The 19055-nt window shown below is 48.2% G+C and carries 17 protein-coding genes and 1 pseudogene; 15 read left to right on the top strand and 3 right to left on the bottom strand.

Annotated elements, in window-relative coordinates; all coding sequences use genetic code 11:
* Positions 1-4: 4 nt before the first annotated feature.
* The 9 genes from ACGHCT_RS17080 (at position 5) to ACGHCT_RS17040 (ending at position 9722) form a co-directional block, all read left to right on the top strand.
* The gene (locus ACGHCT_RS17080; RefSeq protein ID WP_390437007.1) at positions 5-706 is read left to right on the top strand and encodes a response regulator; all 702 of its coding nucleotides are present in this window, start codon (positions 5-7) and stop codon (positions 704-706) included.
* A 206-nt stretch (positions 707-912) separates the two neighbouring features.
* Positions 913-1668, top strand: coding sequence for an exodeoxyribonuclease III (locus ACGHCT_RS17075; protein WP_390437006.1), 756 nt, complete (start codon positions 913-915; stop codon positions 1666-1668).
* A gap of 65 nt (positions 1669-1733) precedes the next feature.
* Complete coding sequence (gene selD, locus ACGHCT_RS17070; RefSeq protein ID WP_084067575.1) at positions 1734-2780, top strand: selenide, water dikinase SelD; 1047 nt, start codon at positions 1734-1736, stop codon at positions 2778-2780.
* A 64-nt stretch (positions 2781-2844) separates the two neighbouring features.
* On the top strand, positions 2845-4254 hold the full coding sequence (gene selA, locus ACGHCT_RS17065; protein WP_390437005.1) for an L-seryl-tRNA(Sec) selenium transferase: 1410 nt from the start codon (positions 2845-2847) through the stop codon (positions 4252-4254).
* Entirely contained in the window at positions 4251-6161 is a 1911-nt protein-coding gene (gene selB / locus ACGHCT_RS17060) for a selenocysteine-specific translation elongation factor (protein WP_072848704.1), read from the top strand. The genes selA and selB overlap by 4 nt, the downstream gene beginning before the upstream one ends.
* Entirely contained in the window at positions 6161-7066 is a 906-nt protein-coding gene (locus ACGHCT_RS17055) for a selenium metabolism-associated LysR family transcriptional regulator (protein WP_390437004.1), read from the top strand. The genes selB and ACGHCT_RS17055 overlap by 1 nt, the downstream gene beginning before the upstream one ends.
* A gap of 138 nt (positions 7067-7204) precedes the next feature.
* The gene (locus ACGHCT_RS17050) at positions 7205-8338 is read left to right on the top strand and encodes an aminotransferase class V-fold PLP-dependent enzyme (protein ID WP_390437003.1); all 1134 of its coding nucleotides are present in this window, start codon (positions 7205-7207) and stop codon (positions 8336-8338) included.
* A gap of 55 nt (positions 8339-8393) precedes the next feature.
* A complete protein-coding gene (gene yedE, locus ACGHCT_RS17045; protein ID WP_390437002.1) occupies positions 8394-9485 on the top strand; it encodes a YedE family putative selenium transporter in 1092 nt (363 codons plus the stop codon).
* Between the two features lie 30 nt (positions 9486-9515).
* Entirely contained in the window at positions 9516-9722 is a 207-nt protein-coding gene (locus tag ACGHCT_RS17040; RefSeq protein ID WP_072848694.1) for a sulfurtransferase TusA family protein, read from the top strand.
* 9 nt (positions 9723-9731) lie between these two features.
* On the opposite strand, the gene ACGHCT_RS17035 is transcribed toward ACGHCT_RS17040, so the two are convergent.
* Positions 9732-10994, bottom strand: a complete 1263-nt coding sequence (locus ACGHCT_RS17035) for a DNA polymerase IV (RefSeq protein WP_072848692.1) — start codon at positions 10992-10994, stop codon at positions 9732-9734.
* Between the two features lie 45 nt (positions 10995-11039).
* Entirely contained in the window at positions 11040-12521 is a 1482-nt protein-coding gene (locus ACGHCT_RS17030; protein ID WP_390437001.1) for an aldehyde dehydrogenase family protein, read from the bottom strand.
* A 318-nt stretch (positions 12522-12839) separates the two neighbouring features.
* On the opposite strand from ACGHCT_RS17030, the pseudogene prdC reads away from it, so the two are divergent.
* The 6 genes and pseudogenes from prdC to ACGHCT_RS17000 form a co-directional block, all read left to right on the top strand.
* Positions 12840-14108, top strand: a pseudogene (prdC, locus tag ACGHCT_RS17025) (proline reductase-associated electron transfer protein PrdC); the annotation flags it as partial.
* A gap of 217 nt (positions 14109-14325) precedes the next feature.
* On the top strand, positions 14326-16173 hold the full coding sequence (gene prdA / locus ACGHCT_RS17020; protein WP_072848688.1) for a D-proline reductase (dithiol) proprotein PrdA: 1848 nt from the start codon (positions 14326-14328) through the stop codon (positions 16171-16173).
* A gap of 5 nt (positions 16174-16178) precedes the next feature.
* Complete coding sequence (locus ACGHCT_RS17015; protein ID WP_341443335.1) at positions 16179-16475, top strand: CBO2463/CBO2479 domain-containing protein; 297 nt, start codon at positions 16179-16181, stop codon at positions 16473-16475.
* Positions 16472-17197: a D-proline reductase (dithiol) protein PrdB gene (prdB, locus tag ACGHCT_RS17010; RefSeq protein WP_390437000.1), complete on the top strand. Its 726-nt coding sequence runs from the start codon at positions 16472-16474 to the stop codon at positions 17195-17197. Before ACGHCT_RS17015 ends, prdB begins: the two co-directional genes overlap by 4 nt.
* Positions 17198-17300: 103 nt before the next feature.
* Complete coding sequence (gene prdD / locus ACGHCT_RS17005) at positions 17301-18062, top strand: proline reductase cluster protein PrdD (RefSeq protein ID WP_390436999.1); 762 nt, start codon at positions 17301-17303, stop codon at positions 18060-18062.
* A gap of 23 nt (positions 18063-18085) precedes the next feature.
* Complete coding sequence (locus ACGHCT_RS17000) at positions 18086-18550, top strand: glycine/sarcosine/betaine reductase component B subunit (RefSeq protein WP_072848678.1); 465 nt, start codon at positions 18086-18088, stop codon at positions 18548-18550.
* A gap of 125 nt (positions 18551-18675) precedes the next feature.
* On the opposite strand, the gene ACGHCT_RS16995 is transcribed toward ACGHCT_RS17000, so the two are convergent.
* Positions 18676-18801: a hypothetical protein gene (locus ACGHCT_RS16995; protein WP_390436998.1), complete on the bottom strand. Its 126-nt coding sequence runs from the start codon at positions 18799-18801 to the stop codon at positions 18676-18678.
* Between the last annotated feature and the right edge of the window lie 254 nt (positions 18802-19055).

Below are 19055 nucleotides of genomic sequence, written 5' to 3'. Positions count from 1 at the left end.
GCGTGTGATTAGATCGGTTATCTGCGATGATGAGGCGGCAACAGTAAATATTATCCGGTATTATATAGAATCCAAGAATTTTCCCCTGGAGATCATTGGAACGGCGGAAAATGGCAGGGATGCATTGGCTTTGATTCAGAAAACCAAGCCCAATCTGGTCTTTATGGATATCCATATGCCGTATATGGACGGATTCCAGGTAATACAGAGTATAGAAAACTGTAAGGTGATCATCGTAACAGCGTATGATTCCTTTGAGTATGCCCAGAAGGCTCTCAGGGCGGGTGTCTGCGACATCATTGCGAAACCGATTGACTTCGAACAGCTGGAACAGGCGATTTACCGGGCGATTGGGTGGAGAGTGACACCCAATGAAAGCGTTAATGCTATCATAGAATTTATTAATTCTCACTATAAGGAAAAGATTGAGCTGGCGCAGCTGGCACAGCTGACCTTCAGTACCCAGAGCTACATTACAAGACTGTTTAAAAAGCATATGAATATGACAATAATTTCGTACGTGCACATGGTGAGAGTGGAAAAATCAATAGAATTGGTGGAAAGTAAGAAGATGAGTCTGCAGGAGGCTTCGGAGGAAGTGGGCTATGGGAATCTGAAAAATTATTATAAGTATTTTAAGCTGTACAAAGGGCAGACACCCGCGGCTTATTTTCGGGAGCTAAACAATAAGGGATTTGAAAAGTAACAAAAAAGGGTACGGGCAGAAGCGCGGGAGCGGCGCTGCTGTCCGTACCCTTTTCCTGTAATTCCCCTATTTTAAGGAAAAAGAATATGATATAATGAGTGTTAGCGAGCCATGGGGAGCTTTGCTCACTTTTGGCGAGCGGCGAATGGCGATCATGCCGAAGGCATGATCTAATGAACAGGATTTAAAATACAAGGAGGACATGTATGAAGTTTATTTCTTGGAATGTGAACGGGCTCAGAGCCTGTGTACAGAAAGGTTTCACAGAGTTTTTTAACGGGATAGATGCTGACTTTGTCTGTGTTCAGGAGACAAAGCTTCAGGAAGGACAGATCGATTTGTCTTTGGAAGGATATGAGCAGTACTGGAATTATGCAGTTAAGAAAGGATATTCCGGAACGGCAGTCTTTACCCGGCATACCCCCCTGGAGGTCCGCTATGGAATTGGAATCCGGGAGCATGATCAGGAGGGCAGAGTAATTACTCTGGAATATGAGAACTTTTATCTGGTGACGGTATATACCCCCAATTCCCAGAGCGAGCTGGCCCGCCTGGAATATCGAATGAAGTGGGAGGATGATTTCCGGGCATATCTGGCAGAACTGGATCAGAAGAAGCCTGTAGTGATGTGCGGAGATTTGAACGTTGCCCACAGGGAGATAGATTTGAAAAATCCCAAAACCAACAGAAGGAATGCGGGATTTACGGATGAGGAGAGAAATAAATTTACTGAACTGCTGGAGGCCGGGTTTACAGATACATTCCGCTACTTCTATCCGGAGGCAGAGGGGATTTATTCCTGGTGGTCCTACAGGTTCCGGGCCAGGGAAAAAAATGCAGGGTGGAGGATTGATTATTTCTGTGTGTCAAAGCGGCTGGAGGAGAAGCTGGTCTCTGCGGCAATTCATACCGAGGTTTTCGGATCGGACCACTGTCCTGTGGAAGTACAGATAGACTTGTAAATGGATTGTATTGAGGGACAAGATCTGATAGAATAGAACCATTGAGATGAGAAAGGAGGATCCCCATGAATGGAAAAGAAGATGTAAGACTGACGCAGATGACAAAAACAGCAGGGTGAGCGGCCAAGATAGGTCCTGAGACCCTTGCCCAGGTTTTGGGCAAGCTGCCTAAGTTTTACGATGAGAAGCTGCTGGTGGGGGTGGAAACCTCCGATGATGCGGCAGTGTATCAGATTACAGATGAGATTGCTATGATACAGACGGTAGATTTTTTTACGCCTGTAGCTGACGATCCCTTTATTTTTGGCCAGATTGCGGCGGCCAATTCCTTGAGTGATGTTTATGCTATGGGAGGTGAGCCCAGGATTGCTCTTAATATCGTAGGATTTCCCAATTGTCTGGATTCGGAGATTCTGGGAGAAATTCTGGCCGGCGGAGCCTCTAAGGTGCAGGAGGCCCAGGCTGTGCTTGTGGGCGGTCACTCGATTCAGGATGACGAGCCGAAATATGGTCTGTGTGTGACAGGATTTGTACATCCTGGCAAACTGTGGAAGAATTATGGAGCGATGCCAGGGGATGTGCTTATCCTGACAAAGCCTGTGGGAAGCGGTATCATCAACACTGCTGTAAAAGCGGGAATGGCTTCCGGAGAGGCGGAACAGGCAGTGATCAAGGTGATGACCACACTCAACAAAGCGGCGAAGGAGGTTCTGGAACGGTATCCGGTACATAGCTGTACAGATATTACCGGATTCGGTCTGGGGGGCCATTGCCTTGAGATGGCAAAAGCAAGTGAAGTTACATTGGAAATTGATACCCGGAAGATTCCTCTGATCCCGGAGGCAGATGTGTATGCCCGTATGGGGTTGGTACCCGCGGGGGCTTATCAGAACAGAAACTATGCAAAAGAGGATGTGATGCTGGCGGAACTGCCGGAATATCTGGCGGATCTTGTCTTTGATCCCCAGACTTCAGGGGGGCTTCTGGCATCTGTGGAGGAGAAGTATGCGGAGGATATCCTGCACGGATTTGCACAGCAGGGACTTGCTGCGCAGGCCGCTGTGATTGGACGGGTACTGCCGAAAGATGAAAAGTATCTTCATTTGTTATGACATGAGAGAACCGGACAGCTCCAGTAAGGGGGCGTCCGGTTTTTTAGGAAGTGAGTAAAAGTGTATGGATAAAGGTAAATATTTCCGAAGAATACCTAAAGTAGATATTCTGCTGGAAGAGGCAAAGACGGAAGGACTTTTGACTAAATATGACAGAAATCTGGTTGTGGCGGGTATTCGCCAGGTGACGGATGAACTGCGGAGCTTTCTCGGAGGTTGTGAAGATGAGCAAGCGGCGGCAGGAAGACTGGATACGGTTATGGAACAGTTGAAAGAGAGACTTGAGGAACAGGACAGATGCCGGGTACAGAGAGTAATCAATGGTACAGGAACGATCCTTCACACGAATCTGGGAAGGGCCCCTATCGGGGAAAGGCATGCAGAGTACCTGGGGCATGTGGTCACCGGGTACTCAAACCTGGAATATGATCTGGACACCGGGAGACGGGGGGAGCGGTACAGCCATTTTGAGGACTTAGTATGCCAGATTACCGGGGGAGAGGCGGCTGTGGCGGTGAATAACAACGCGGCAGCAGTTCTGCTGATACTAAGCGCTCTGGTAAAAGGAAAGGAAGCCATTGTTTCCAGGGGAGAGCTGGTAGAAATCGGCGGCAAATTCAGAATACCCGAGGTCATGGAGCAGAGCGGGGGAATACTGAGAGAGGTGGGAACCACCAATAAAACACGTCTGGAAGATTACAGAGCAGCCATGGGAGAGAATACAGGGGCGATTCTGAAAGTCCATACCAGCAATTACCGGATTACCGGGTTTACGGAGAGTGTGGGGATTGAGGAACTGGCGGGCCTCGGAGCGGAATTCGGGGTGCCTGTGATTGAAGATCTGGGAAGCGGCGTGATGGTGGACTTGAGCGCTTATGGGCTTTCTCATGAGCCGATGGTACAGGAATCTATACGGCGCGGCGCCGATATTGTCTGCTTCAGCGGTGATAAGCTGCTGGGAGGACCACAGGCGGGGATTATAACAGGAAAAAAAGAATATATTGATAAGATGAAGAGACATCCTCTGATGAGAGCCATGCGGATAGACAAGTTTACAGTGACTGTGCTGGAACAGATTTTCAGGGAATACCGTACTCCCTCAAGGCTGGAACAGAATCTTCCGGTATTTGCCATGCTGTCCCAGAGCGGGAAGCGGCTGAAGGAGAAGGCTGCCCGGCTGGCAGATTCTCTGCACATTCCCGAGAAGGATGCTGTGATACAGCTGGAGTCCTGCGATTCCCAGGTAGGAGGCGGAGCGCTGCCTGGAGAGGTGATTGAGAGCTGCGGGGTTACGGTACGGGGGAAAACTATTGCCTGTGAGGAACTGGAAGAAAAGCTGAGAAAAGGGAAACCTCCTGTCATCTGCCGTGTGGAGAAAGATAGGATTTGGCTTGACATGAGAACCATTCAGGACGAGGAGATTCCTCAGGTTGCTGAAAGGCTGAATAAAATATTTGGAGACATGCACATATGAAAAATATAATTATAGGGACTGCCGGACATATTGACCATGGAAAGACGACGCTGATCCGTGCGCTGACAGGGAGGGAAACGGATCGCCTGAAAGAGGAAAAAAAGCGGGGAATTACCATTGATTTGGGCTTCACATACTTTGACCTGCCGGATGGAAGCCGGGCAGGGATCATTGATGTGCCCGGCCATGAGAAGTTTGTCCATAATATGGTGGCCGGAGTGGCAGGGATGGATATGGTCCTTCTGGTCATTGCAGCTGACGAAGGAATTATGCCCCAGACAAGAGAACATCTGGATATTCTGGAACAGTTGGGAGTTGAGAACTATATTGTTGTCCTGAATAAATGTGACTTGGCGGAGCCTGACCGGATGAACGAAATAAAAAGTCAAATCCTGGAGGAACTGTCGGATTCCAGAGCTGCCAGTGCACCCATGGTGGAAGTATCGGCCGCCACAGGTTTCGGAATCCAGGAGCTGATCCAGGTGATTCAAAAGACGGCAGCCCTGCTTCCGGAGAGAGACAGAGACACGATCTTCAGGCTCCCCGCGGACCGCGTGTTTTCTGTGGCGGGCTTCGGAACTGTAGTGACAGGAACGGTTCTGTCAGGAACGCTCAGCAGAGGAGAACAGGTGGAATTGTTTCCCAGGGGGACGGTATGCCGGGTCAGAAGTATTCAGGTGCATGGAGAGGACTGCCAAAGCTGCAGTGCAGGGCAAAGGGCGGCCATTAATCTTTCAAATGTAAAGAGGGAAGATGTTGCCAGGGGTAACGTCCTGGCGGCCTGCGGGAGCATGAAGAAGACTATGATGCTGGATGTGCGTCTGCATATGCTGCCTTCCTCTTCGAGAGTTTTGAAAAACAGATCCAGGGTACATCTATTTACGGGAACCAGCCAGGTTCTATGCCGTGTTGTGCTGTTAGAGACAGAGGAACTAAAACCCGGCGAGTCCGCACTGGCGGAACTTCGGCTGGAAGAGGAAATCGCGGTGAGAAAGGAGGACCGGTTTATCATCCGTTTCTACTCACCTGTAGAGACGATAGGGGGCGGCATCGTCATTGAGGCAAATCCCAGAAAAAAGAAGCGGTTTGAAGAGAAGGGACTTGAGGAGCTGAGAGGAAGGGAGCACGGATCTCTGCCTCACATATTGGAGCTTCAGGTGAAAAGCCATTGGGATACGGGAATCACTCTTCAGGAGCTTGCACAGATAGCCGGAATATCGGAGGAGGAGGCTGAGGAGGGAATTTGTGTTCTGGAAAAACAGGGCAGTATCCTCCGGTTTCCTATGAAAAATCAGGTTTATTTGTGGCACAGAAGCTATGCACAAGAGCTTTTGGAGAGGATACAGGATAATTTGCAGGAATTTCACGAGAGGAATCCTTATAAACCAGGGGTGAATAAATCCCAGATAAAAATGAATACGGCTGCTTCTCAAAAAGCTGGAGTGTTTGACTTATTTATTGAGAGAATGGAAGGGGAGAAGCAGCTGGCAAGAGACAGAGAGTTTCTGCGTCTTTATGAGTTTCAGTTGGAAAAGGATTCCAGGTATCAGAGAGTCAGAAGGAAGATGGAGCGTGTTTTTCTAAAGGCACAGTTCGATCTTGTCCGGTTCTCCGAAATTGTGTTTACGGAGACAGATCCTGAGGTAATCGCAGATGTTCTGGCTCAGGAGATGGCAGAAGGGCGCATTGTAAAGGTGGCAGAGAATCTGTATACCTTGTCGGGAATTATGGAGAAGGCCAAGGCGGCAATTCTTGAAAAGCTGGACAGGGACGGAACAGTGACCATAGCGGAGGTCAGGGACCTTTTAAATACCAGCCGGAAAAGTGCTAAGCCTATCCTGGAATATATGGACGCACTTCACATTACAAGAAAAGAAGGCAGGGAAAGCGAGAGGGTGGCTTACTGATGAATCTTATACAACTGGAGGCTTTTATCCGGGTGGCTGACAGCGGCAGCTTTTCCCAGGCGGCAAGAGAACTCTTTCTTACACAGCCTACCATCAGTTCCCACATCTTGGGTTTGGAAAAGGAACTGAACGCCAGACTTTTTGTCAGAACAACAAAAAGTGTTTCTTTGACGGATCAGGGAAGGATTCTATACCGGTATGCATATAAGATATTGGAGCTGGAGAAGAAAATACTGCAGGAGTTTTCTTCCGATGAAGAAGAGAGCAATTCCCTGACCATTGCAGCGTCTACGATCCCGTCTCAGTACATACTGCCCCGGGTACTGCCGGCATTCAGCGCCAAATATCCCCAGGTACAGTTTTCTCTTCTGGAGAATGACAGCGAGGGAGTTGTCAAAAAGATTTTGGGAGATGAGGCGGAGATAGGGATCACGGGAACAAGGCTTCCCGGGTATCCCTGCCAGTATCAGATGCTGTGCCGGGACAGGCTGGTGATTATTACACCTGACACAGAAAAGTTCCGGGGATTGAAGGAAAAGGGGGTTTCTCTGGAAGAGCTGATGAGAGAGCCTGTGATTATGAGAGAAGAGGGATCCGGAACCAGGAAAGAAGCCGAGAACTATCTTGTATCCCAGGGGATCCCTCTTTCTGAAATCAGAGTGATCGCAAGCATCAGCAACCAGGAGACCATTAAGCAGTCTGTACGAAACGGACTTGGGATTTCTATTATTTCCAGCTGGGCAGCCCGAGAGGATGTACAGGAGAGGCGTATTCTGGAATTCAGTCCCAGAGAAGAGATGTACCGGGAACTTTACCTGGTTCGCAGGAAGGGACGCAATCTGCCCAAAAGTGCCAGGGCGTTCTGGGACTTTATCAGAGATTTTTTTCAAAGTAAAAGCGAATAGAGATATTTATCGATAAAATCTATAAGTGCAGGAGCCTTATAGATTTTATTGATTTTACAATAAATTTGTTTGTTGATATAGTTAGGGATAGAAAAATATTGTCAAATTTAGTAAGAGCAGGGAAGGAACTGTAAAATTATGATATATCTGGACAATGCAGCAACCACTCTTAATAAGCCGGATTGTGTTGTGGAAGCTGTCTGCGGTGCTATGAGCCATATGGGGAATTCCGGCAGAGGCAGCCACGGAGCTTCTCTGGACGCTTCCAGGACAATTTATGAAGCACGGGAGGCGGCAGCCCGTTTTTTTGGATTTGAAGATCCCACCCGCGTGGTGTTTACTTCCAATATAACAGAGAGCCTTAATACAGTGATCGGGGGACTCTTTCGGGCAGGCGATCATATCATTACCACAGCGCTTGAGCACAATTCTGTTCTCAGGCCTTTATACCGTTTGGAGGAGCAGGGACTGAATCTAACCATTGTGCCTGCCGGAAAGGACGGTACTATCTGCTGCGGGGATATTGAGAGGGCGGTACGCCCCGAGACAAAGGCGGTTATATGTACGCATGCCTCTAATCTTACAGGAAACCTTGTGGACATCCAAGAGGTGGGCAACATCTGCAGGAATCATGGCATTCTGTTTATTCTGGATTCTGCACAGACAGCGGGGGTTTTCCCCATTCATATGGAAAAAATGAAGATCGATGTTCTCTGTTTTACCGGGCATAAGGGACTGTACGGTCCCCAGGGTACAGGGGGGATCTGTGTTCGTGAAGGGATAGAGATATGTCCGCTGAAAGTAGGGGGAAGCGGTGTACATACGTATGACAGAAGACACCCCTCTGTGATGCCTACGGCACTGGAAGCGGGAACCTTAAACGGCCATGGAATTGCCGGACTGCTTGCGGCCATACGCTGGCTGGAAGAGACGGGGATAGACAATATCCGTAAAAAGGAAGATGCTCTGATGAGGCGTTTTTATGAGGGGGTACGCTCTATACCAGGCATTAAGATATATGGTGATTTTACGCAAAAAAACCGGGCAGCAATTGTAGCTCTGAATCTGGGGGACTATGATTCCGGGGAAGTGAGTGACGAGCTGTCCTGTCATTACGGAATCTTTACCAGACCGGGGGCCCATTGCGCGCCCCTGATGCATCAGGCCCTGGGGACCGTGGAACAGGGAGCTGTCAGATTCTCTTTTTCTTATTTTAATACAGAAGAAGAAACGGACAGAGCTGTGGAGGCGGTCAGGGAGTTGGCGTGCTAGATGAAGACGGGGATTCCCGATTCATATATATTTTATTTTTTGGAGGAGAAAGAAAATGAATGTATGCAGCTCAAAAAAAACATTGCTGCTCTCAGGAGTGATTCTGGGAGTGATCGCGGCGCTGCTGGCCTATTTTGGAAACCCTAAAAATATGGCTATCTGTGTAGCCTGCTTTATCAGGGACAGCGCCGGAGCTATGAAACTTCACCAGGCACCTATTGTCCAGTACTTTAGGCCTGAGATTGTAGGATTTGCAGGGGGCTCTTTTCTGATTGCCATAGCCACTAATGAATACCGATCGACAGCAGGATCCTCCCCTATGATACGCTTTTTGTTAGGGATTATTATGATGATTGGGTCTCTGGTGTTTTTAGGATGCCCTCTTCGCATGGTACTGCGTATGGCGGCTGGGGATCTCAATGCTTATGTAGCCCTGGTGGGATTCGTCCTTGGGGTGGCAACCGGAAGCCTGGCGCTGAAGAAGGGCTTTAGCCTGGGAAGAGCTTATGAGACAAAGGCGGCAAGCGGGGCAGTTTTACCCGTTGTTCTGGGGGGTCTGCTTATTCTCAGTGTTACCACCTCATTATTTGCAGCCAGTACAGAGGGGCCTGGAAGTATGCATGCTCCAATTCTGGTATCGCTTTTCGGGGCGCTGCTTTTCGGGGCTGTGGCCCAGAAGAGCAGGACATGTTTTGCCGGCAGCATCCGGGATATTGTCCTCATGAAGAACTTTGACTTACTTACAATTATCGCGGGTCTTTTTGTTGTCATGCTGCTGTACAATGCAGTCACAGGAAATTTTGTTCTGTCGTTTACCGGACAGCCGGTTGCACATTCCATGCATGTCTGGAATCTTCTGGGAATGTATGTTGTGGGCTTTGCCGCAGTTCTGGCTGGGGGCTGTCCTCTCAGGCAGCTGGTTTTAGCCGGCCAGGGTTCTTCGGATTCTGCCGTTACATTTCTGGGGATGCTTGTGGGTGCCGCCGTCTGCCACAACTTTAATCTGGCGGGAGCAGCGGCAAAGGCAGCCACAGAGACTGAGGCAGCGACAGCCGGAGGTCCGGCACTTCCCGGCAAGATTGCGGTCATTGGATGTATCGCCGTACTGCTGCTTCTGGGATTCTGCAAAAGAGAAAAACAGGAGTGAGAAGTCTAAGAATAGAAAAGAGGTATTGTTATGATAGAAGTTGATGCAAGAGGGCTATCCTGTCCGGAGCCTCTGATGATGACCCAGGCAGCCCTGAAAAAATGCAAAGGTGAGGCTGTTAAAGTACTGGTAAGTGAGGCGCACACCAAGAGCAATGTGGAAAAATACGGAAGGGCCCAGGGAAAAGAGGTAACGGTTACTTCCGTGGGGAATGAATTTGAGATCGTGCTGAAATAGGGCTGGGGTTTATTCTACAATTTCCCGGGTATAATCTACCTTTCGCTTTTCCTTTGAGATACCGCCGGCCATATGCTCTACCGGCTGCTGCAGGAATGAGGCACGCATCACGGCATCAGTTCCGAACTTTTTTCGTATCTCATCCACTGCCCGGTCCATTTTCTCCAGCTTTTCATAATCCGTATGATCAAACAGGGAGATCTGTCTTGCCGCATCATCTTTGGAGAGTTTTCCGGTATGAATGCCTAGATGACGGATAGGGGTGCCGTCCCACAGCTCATCGAACAGCCGGCAGGCAGCCTGATGTATTTCTGCGGTGATGTTGGTGGAAGAGGGGAGCACCATCTGATGAGATACTGTATTCAATTCAAAATCTTTAATAGCTACAGACACCAGTTCTGCCCGAATACTGTCTCTCCGAAGTCTGGCAGAAACTGTCTCTGCCAGAGAGAGGAGAATCATCCGGGCTGTGCCTCCGTCTGTAACATCAAAGGCTATGGTAGTGCTGTTGCCATAGCCTTTATTATCTTCAGGGACTGCCTCCACCACAGACATATCCCTTCCATTGGCAAAATTCCAGATAACTTCCCCATATTTTTTCAGATGGTGCCTCAGAATATCGGGATCTGTATTGGCCAGCTCTCCTATGGTGTAGATTCCCAGAGTATTTAACTTCCTTTCCGTGGCTCTGCCGATAGAAAACATTTCCTTTACCGGGAGGGGCCACATCTTTTGGGAAATCTCTTCCGGAAAGAGGGTGTGAACCAGATCAGGCTTCTTAAAATCAGATGCCATCTTAGCCAGCAATTTATTGGAGGAAACTCCGATATTCACAGTAAATCCCAGTTCCTCCCGTATACGGTCTTTTAATGCATGAGCAAATTCTGTTAAATCTCCCAGAAGTCCTTCCATTCCTGTCATATCCATGAATGCTTCGTCAATGCTATACTGTTCCACTGCCGGCGAGTATTCTCTCAGAATGTCCAAAAAGGCTTTGGAACATTTTTTATACAGTTCATAGTGCGGGGGAACCAGCTTCAGCTTTGGACACTTCTTAAGGGCATTCACCACAGGTTCGCCTGTTTTCACACCGTATGCCTTTGCGGGAATGGATTTGGCCAGTATGATCCCCCGGCGTTTTGCCATATCACCTCCTACCGCAGCAGGAATGGTCCGCAGATCCAGCGTCCCTTCCAGATTGCGCAGCCTGTATACTGCCTCCCAGGACAGAAATGCGCTGTTAACATCAATATGAAAAATAACTGTCTTCACTCATACCACCTCTGTTTTGCTCGTTCGATCCCGGAGGGAATTCTTTTAGCTGTTCACATACCATCCCACAGGTCCCGGATTCAGATTCATGTGAATCTGTTTTACCTCCTGATATTCTTCCAAACCGTAGATTCCCAGCTCACGCCCTGTACCGCTCATCTTGTAGCCGCCCCAGGGTGTCTGGTTATACCCCAGATTATAACAGTTGATCCATGTAATGCCGGCACGTATCTCTTTAATGACCCTCATTGCTTTTGCACTGTCGGAAGTGAATACGGCGCCTGCCAGCCCGTAACAGGTATCATTTGCCATGGCAACTGCCTCTTTTTCAGAAGAGAAGGACTGTACTGTGGCTACAGGACCAAAGATCTCTTCCCGTACGATACGCATATCGGGGGAACACTGATCAAAAATGGTGGGAAGGACAAAATATCCGTCTGCGCATTCCCCGTCGGTATACCGTTCCCCTCCGCATACTACCTTTGCACCCTCATCTCTTCCTATTTTAATGTATTCCAGAACACGGTCCATATGTTCTTTTGTCACAAGAGGCCCCATATCCGGATCCTTCATAGGATCACCTAAAGTCAGAGCTTTTGTTTTCTTTACAAACTTTTCCATAAATTCATCTTTCACGGAATCTTCCACAAAGATCCTGGAGCCGGAAGAACATACCTCCCCCTGATTATAAAAGATTCCCATCATGGCCCACTCTACGGCGCCGTCAATGTCAGCGTCGGCAAAAATAACATTGGGGGACTTGCCCCCCAGTTCGAACCCCAGCTTTTTCATATTCCCGGCGGCCAGCCGCTGAAGGCTCTGTCCTACTTTTGTACTCCCTGTAAAGGTCAGCATATCCACGTCCATACTTTCCCCAAGCTCACATCCTATCGCGGATCCGCCCAGAACCAGATTGGCCGTTCCTTTCGGAAGTCCTGCCTCCTCTAACAGCTCAAAGAGGCGGATGGTAGTCAGAGGGGTCTTGTGGCTGGGCTTAAACACAACCGTATTCCCCGCGGCGAGGGCGGGAGCCAGCTTCCAGGCAGCCATGGTAAAAGGATAATTCCATGGGGTGATCTGTGCACAGACGCCTACGGGCTCGCGGACAGTGATGGAATGAATCTCTCCCGAGCTGTTGCTGACACTGCAGACACCTCCCTGGGGGGCCTGGATAAGGCCGGCATAGTACCGGAAGGTTCCGGCGCCGTCTGCTATATCAATCAGGGACTCTCTCAGAGGCTTTCCCATGTTCTGTGTCTCCATGGCAGCCATTTCTTCCTGATTTTCCTCTATGAGCTGTGCAACCTTAAGCAGAACCCTGCTTCTTGCCTCCACATCCATATCCCGCCATTCACGGGTGGTGTAAAACGCGTTTTTGGCGGCTTTGATGGCCTCCCTGGTATCTTCAATACTGCTTTCCCAAATCCTGCACAGAATGTCTCCGTTAAACGGATTCACTACATCAGATGTGGTTCCCGGACTTCCCTGGGTCCACTGGCCGTTAATATACATTTTTTTGATCTCCATAAGAATAGTTCTCCTTTTTTACTAATAGTTTCTGTTTAAAAAACCCCGCTTCGTATCTTTTATTGTAACAGAACATCTGTTCCTTGTAAATATGTATTCATAACTAGACTGTATTCTAGACTAAAGTTCACTTTTTTGCCAAAATCTATTGTAATTCGTATGCGTTTCTGCTATAATCTTCAAAGAAACAGGGGATAGGACATTCCCCGGAACATAATTTGGCGAGGGATTTACGAGGATGTAAGTGAATAGTGTCTGAGAAGCGCTATACACTTTTTTTCATATCTAACAAAATACAAGGAGTGAAAAGAAATGAGCATGCAAACAATTTTGCTAAAGCAGCACATTGGCGCACCGTGTGAACCAGTGGTTGCGGCAGGGGATCAGGTGCAAAGAGGAACGCTGATTGCAAAGCCTGCGGGACTGGGAGCCAATATCCATGCAAGTGTGTCCGGAAAAGTAGCAGCTGTCACAGAGACAGCCATTCAGATTGAAGCGGATGCAGAACAGCCGGATGACTTTGTATCCATTGAAGGAGAAACGAATCTTGAACTGCTGAAAGCAGCAGGTCTGGTAGGCATGGGGGGAGCAGGATTTCCAACGGCTGTCAAGCTGAATGTAGATTTGAAAGGCGGCTATATTCTTGTGAATGCCGCAGAATGCGAGCCGGTTCTGGAACATAATATGCAGCAAATCCGGACAAAGGCTGATATGACAGTACGGGGCATCAAGTATATAATGGAGATCTGCAATGCAGATCACGGCGTCATTGCGATTAAAGCAAAACATGAGAAAGAAGTGGCAATCTTAAATGAGGCAATAAAGGGTGATGATAAATTATCCATTCACCTGCTTCCGGACTTATACCCCATGGGAGAAGAGCGTGCGGTTGTCCGGGAAGTCCTTGGAACCTTGTTAGATCCAACCCAGCTTCCGTCAGCCGCAGACGCAGTAGTTATTAATGTTGAGACTGTGCTCAGAGCGGCTGAGGCGATTGAGCTGCACAGACCTGCCATTACTAAAAATATTACGGTAATCGGCAAACTGAAGGGCGGTCCTCAGGCCCATGTGTTTATGGATGTCCCTGTGGGAACTACTGTTGGTGAATTGATTGAACGCGCAGGCGGTATCGACGGAGAGTATGGAGAAATTATTCTGGGCGGGCCGTTTACCGGTTCCGCAACTACACTGGATACGCCAATTACTAAAACCACAGGCGGTATTATTGTGACACAGCCCTTTGAAGATTTAAAGGGAAAGAAAGTTGGACTTCTTGTGTGTGCCTGCGGCGGCAATGAAAACAGAATGCGTGACATTGCAGCAAAAATGAACGGAGAAGTAATTTCCGTGCAGAAATGTAAGCAGGCTGCAGAGATTAAGGGCGCGCTGAAGTGTGAAAATCCAGGCAACTGCCCGGGACAAGCTCAGAAATGTATTAATTTCAAGAAGGACGGATGTGAAGATATTATTATCGGAAACTGCAGTGACTGTACCAATACGGTTATGGGATCTGCACCGAAGCTGGGTCTTGCCGTACATCATCAGACCGACCATGTACTTCAGACTGTGGGCAAGGAAGTGATGCGTTATCTCACTACTTCCAAAAAGCTGGAAGAAGCACCTGCAGAAGCTCCGGCACAGGAGTCTCCCGAGCCGCAGAAGGCAGAGGCGGAAAAGCCCGCTGTGAAGTATACAGCTACTGTTAACGATGGAATGTTAAGAATTCATATTGAAGAGGGAAAAGACATCAATATTGAATTTCCGTTCCATTGATATATAAAAAAGAAAAAGGAGGATTATCATTATGTCTATTACAGCCGAAACTGCGCAAGAGCATAAGAATGACCCGGCAGTCCTTTGCTGCCGTCTCGAGGCCGGGAATCAGATTCAGCCAGCTAACCTGGAAGATCCTGCTATCTTTGATGACCTGGTAGATTCCGGACTGTTAAATTTAGATGGATGCCTGAAAATTTCCCAGGTATTAGGGGCTACGCTCACCAAAACCTGTGATTCACTCTCACCGATTACCGCGGATGCTGTGGATAAGATACAGGAAGAGGAGGAAGAAGCTCCTGCTTTAGAAGCTGCACCGGAAGAAGCCCCGGCACCTGCGCCTGCTGTATCAGTAGCCGGCCCTGTGAGCGGCGGAACACTGAAAATCCATATCGGAGAGGGAAAAGAAATCAATATTGAAATCCCTATGGGTTTTAGCGGGGGAAATGGTGTGGCGGTGGCTCCTGTGGCGGCACCTGCAGAAATGAAGGATGAGCAAAATGCAGAAGAACCTGCAAAAGTAGTCCGCAGTGTAACAAGAAAGCATTATGCCATTTCCGAGGTAAAAAGAGGCCCTGAGACAAAGATTGACGGAACGGTCCTTTACATCCGGGAGGGAATCGAGGAGGAAGCGGTAGCTTCTCAGGAACTGGTACATGAGTTAAAACTGGATATTATCACCCCTGACAAATACAATACATATTCTGAAACGATTATGGATGTACAGCCCATTGCTGCAAAAGAAGGGGAGGATGAAATCGGAAGCGGTGTTACCCGCGTTCTGGACGGTGTCATTATGATGGTTACCGGTACGGACGATAATGGGGTACAGATCGGAGAGTTTGGTTCTTCAGAGGGTATTCTGGAAGAAAATATTATGTGGAACCGTCCCGGCGCTCCGGATAAAGGCGAAATTTTTATTAAAACAGAAGTTACTATTAAAGAGGGCACCAATATGGAACGTCCTGGTCCTCTGGCTGCACATGCTGCCACAGATGTGATCACACAGGAAATCCGTGAAGCTCTGAAGAAATTAGAAGACGACAGCCTTGTGGTGAATACGGAAACCTTTGAACAGGTACGCCGTCCCGGCAAAAAGAAGGTTGTCATTGTAAAGGAAATTATGGGACAGGGTGCTATGCACGATAATCTGATCCTTCCGGTTGAACCGGTGGGCGTTCTTGGAGCAAAGCCAAACGTTGACCTTGGCAATGTACCTGTTGTAGTATCTCCTGTTGAGGTGCTGGACGGATGTATCCATGCTTTAACCTGTATCGGACCCGCTTCCAAAGAAATGTCCCGTCATTATTGGAGAGAGCCTTTAGTGCTGGAAACACTGCACGATCCGGAAGTTGATTTATGCGGTGTTATCCTGGTGGGCAGTCCGCAGATTAATTCTGAAAAATTTTATGTGTCCAAACGTGTGGGTATGACCTGCGAGGCAATGGACGTAGACGGAGCATTTGTTACCACCGAAGGGTTCGGCAACAATCACATTGACTTTGCCAGCCATATTGAACAGATCGGCATGAGAGGAATCTCTGTGGTAGGAATGTCCTTCTGCGCAAAACAGGGCGCACTGGTAGTGGGAAATAAATACATGACAAATATGGTGGATAATAATAAATCTGAAGGCGGTATTGAAAACGAAGTGCTTGCCTGCAATACCTTATGTCATGAAGACGCTATCCGCGCGCTGAATATGCTGAAGGTGCAGATGAACGGCGGCAAAGTTAAAGCAGCCGAAAAGCAGTGGAACCCAAATGTAAAGGCCAATAACGTAGAATTAATTTCTAACGTGACAGGTAAGCCCATTGAATTGGTTCCCAATGAGACGTCTCTTCCCATGAGCAAGAAACGCAAAGAAAAATACAGCTAGAAGGTATATGCATGAAATATGATGATAAGCTAATAACTATGGAAGGTGTCATAGTAGAAGTACATGACGGCTGTGTAGGCATTGATCTGAAGGGCCGTCTGGGATATTTGAAGATTCCCATGCGTATGCTAATTACTGACTATGAGATTAAGGTGGGTCAGGAGGTTGGCTTTAAAATGAGTTTTGTAGAGCAGCTGGGACCTGAACCTAACCTTAAATATATCAGCAATCAACAGACTTATCAAAAAAGACAGGCAGAAAAACAGGCTGCCAAAGAAACTGGAAAGGAGGAAACAAAGTGAGTTTAACTGTAGTAGATGGATTACAATCCGAGATTTATGTACCCATCACTCCACCGCCGGTATGGGCTCCAGTGACAAAACCATTAAAGGATATGACAGTGGCAATCGCTACTGCTGCCGGAGTTCATCACAAAGAAGACAAGCGGTTCAATCTGGCTGGAGATTTTACCTTCCGTAAAATCTTAGATACTATGCCGTCTGATGAACTGATGGTGTCCCACGGTGGATATGACAACGGAGACGTTAATAAAGACATCAACTGTATGTTCCCAATTGACCGTCTTCACGAACTGGCTGCTGACGGAATTATCGGCAAAGTGGCCCCAGTACACATTGGTTTTATGGGAGGCGGCGGTAACCAGGAAAAGTTTAAAAACGAAACTGGTCCGGAAATCGCCCGTATATTAAAAGATGAGGGTGTAGATGCTGTCATCCTCACCGCTGGCTGAGGTACCTGTCACCGCTCTGCAGTTTTAGTGCAGAGAGCCATCGAAGCCGCAGGAATTCCGACTGTGATTATTGCTGCGCTTCCGCCTGTTGTGAAACAAACAGGCACCCCAAGAGCTGCTGCCCCATTGGTACCAATGGGAGCAAATGCCGGAGCTCCTAATGATAAAGAAATGCAGTATAATATTGTAAAAGAATCCTTAGAGCTCTTAGAAACCCTGGAATCACCTGGTAAGGTAATTCCATTAAACTACGAGTATGTAGCAAAGGTTTAAGGGAAATAAATTAGGGACGTGTTCTTTGCACAAAGAACACGTCCCTAATTGAGTTCAACCTGTCCCATTTTACGATAGGCCTGTCCCTAAATGGAGGTATTGCATGGAAGAGATTATATTACGGCGCCTTGTGATCAAGGCATTTCATATAAACCAGGTGATGTTTGGGGAAAGAACCCGGATGGATCCTGCGGGAACACTTATAATAGCCCGGGATTTTTTGCCATCCCTGACGGAATCGGAACCTTTGATTGAAAAGATTGACATGGAAATTATTTCTCCCGGCGATCGTGATCGCTGGACAAATACAATTATGGATGTTATTCCTGTCTCTGCAAAGGTGCTGGGAAAAATGGGGGAAGGCATTACCCATACACTCACGGGCGTTCGGGTGCTTCTGACCGGCGTGGACGCGGATGGTGTTCAGATTGCTGAGTTTGGCTCTTCAGAAGGCTGTTTAAAGGAACAGATCTTCTACGGCCGCCCCGGAACCCCTGAGAACAATGACATTTTAATTTCTTTTAATGTAACACTTGCTCCCAGAGCAGGCGCATCCCGTCCGGGGCCTACGGCTGCCCACCGGGCCTGTGATGTTTTCTGTCAGATCCTGAGAGATGAGTTAAAAAAGATGAATGGAAATTTATGCACAGAGCGGCATGAGTACTTTGACAAATCCAGGCCGGGAAAAAAACGAGTGGTTCTGATTAAGCAGGTAGCAGGGCAGGGAGCGATGTATGATACCTGCCTTTTTCCCCGGGAACCTTCTGGTTTTAAGGGCGGCCGTTCTATTATTGATATGGGAAATCTCCCTGTACTTATCACACCAAATGAATACCGTGACGGCGCCATCCGGGCCATGTATTAGCAGGAAAGGAGACACTTTTTATTATGGGAATCGGACCATCCACAAAAGAGACAACGCTTCACCACTTCAAGGATCCGCTGGTGGATATTCTTTCCGGGGAAGAGGAATTTGACTTTCTGGGAATTATTGTTGTAGGTACTCCCCAGGACAACGAGGATAAATTGTTTGTAGGTACAAGAGCAGCAGCCTGGGCCGAGGCTATGCGGGCGGACGGAGCAATTATTTCCGCAGACGGTTGGGGAAACAGTGACGTGGATTTTGCGAATACCATTGAACAGCTCTCTGTCAGAGGGATACCAACTGTTGGGGTAAATTTTGTCGGTACAGTAGCTGGATTTGTGGTAACCAATGAATATATGGACACAATTGTAGATATGAATAAAAGTGCGGAAGGCATTGAGACAGAGGTATTAGGGGAAAATAGCGTGACAGAACTGGATGCCAGGAAGGCGGCGGCGTTTTTGAAGCTGAAGATGAGAAGAAAATGATAGTTTTGTGTATGTGAAGTTCGGGGTGAAATAGTCGGCCAGCGGAGGGTCGCAGACGGACGGTAAAGGGAGGAGGTCTTGGGGCCAGAGGTACTGGGTGGATCTGCTTGCTGCTGCGTTTCTCCTCAGCTAACTGCCTGGCCGTTCACTAAGAAGCTCAGGAAAGCCTTCGCTCCGAAGTGACCGCCGGCAGTGGATCTTCGGACGCACTCCGCAGTCTGCGCAGATCCACCCAGTACCTCTGGCCCCAAGACCTCCTCCCTTTATCTGGCAGAGACTCACTTCACATTCACGGAAAACGGGCGGGGAAGGTCGGGCGTTGTACATTTTCATCTCATTTAGCACCATAATCGGCTAGATGTTATGGATAAACAACTAAACCTGTTTCTGTGAAGGATATCATTCCCCTTCTTAGCAATCTACTCCCCGTAACTTCCATATACTCAGGTGAGAGGAATCTTGCGGCGGCGGGCTGGTTCAGACAGGAGAGAGGCTTAAGTTCCGG

It is taken from the genome of Lactonifactor longoviformis, assembly GCF_042848515.1.
GTDB classification, from domain to species: domain Bacteria; phylum Bacillota; class Clostridia; order Lachnospirales; family Lachnospiraceae; genus Lactonifactor; species Lactonifactor longoviformis.
The sequence above is the reverse complement of the archived record's forward strand: the minus strand, read 5'-3'. Positions and strand labels throughout refer to the sequence as shown.

What these genes read in the sequence shown, in the direction of transcription:
- ACGHCT_RS17075 (WP_390437006.1), top strand. Translation starts at nt 913, where the DNA reads ATGAAGTTTATTTCTTGGAATGTGAACGGGCTCAGAGCCTGTGTACAG.
- selA (WP_390437005.1), top strand. Translation starts at nt 2,845, where the DNA reads ATGGATAAAGGTAAATATTTCCGAAGAATACCTAAAGTAGATATTCTG.
- selB (WP_072848704.1), top strand. Translation starts at nt 4,251, where the DNA reads ATGAAAAATATAATTATAGGGACTGCCGGACATATTGACCATGGAAAG.
- ACGHCT_RS17055 (WP_390437004.1), top strand. Translation starts at nt 6,161, where the DNA reads ATGAATCTTATACAACTGGAGGCTTTTATCCGGGTGGCTGACAGCGGC.
- ACGHCT_RS17050 (WP_390437003.1), top strand. Translation starts at nt 7,205, where the DNA reads ATGATATATCTGGACAATGCAGCAACCACTCTTAATAAGCCGGATTGT.
- yedE (WP_390437002.1), top strand. Translation starts at nt 8,394, where the DNA reads ATGAATGTATGCAGCTCAAAAAAAACATTGCTGCTCTCAGGAGTGATT.
- ACGHCT_RS17040 (WP_072848694.1), top strand. Translation starts at nt 9,516, where the DNA reads ATGATAGAAGTTGATGCAAGAGGGCTATCCTGTCCGGAGCCTCTGATG.
- ACGHCT_RS17030 (WP_390437001.1), bottom strand. Translation starts at nt 12,521, where the DNA reads ATGGAGATCAAAAAAATGTATATTAACGGCCAGTGGACCCAGGGAAGT.
- prdA (WP_072848688.1), top strand. Translation starts at nt 14,326, where the DNA reads ATGTCTATTACAGCCGAAACTGCGCAAGAGCATAAGAATGACCCGGCA.
- prdD (WP_390436999.1), top strand. Translation starts at nt 17,301, where the DNA reads ATGGAAGAGATTATATTACGGCGCCTTGTGATCAAGGCATTTCATATA.
- ACGHCT_RS17000 (WP_072848678.1), top strand. Translation starts at nt 18,086, where the DNA reads ATGGGAATCGGACCATCCACAAAAGAGACAACGCTTCACCACTTCAAG.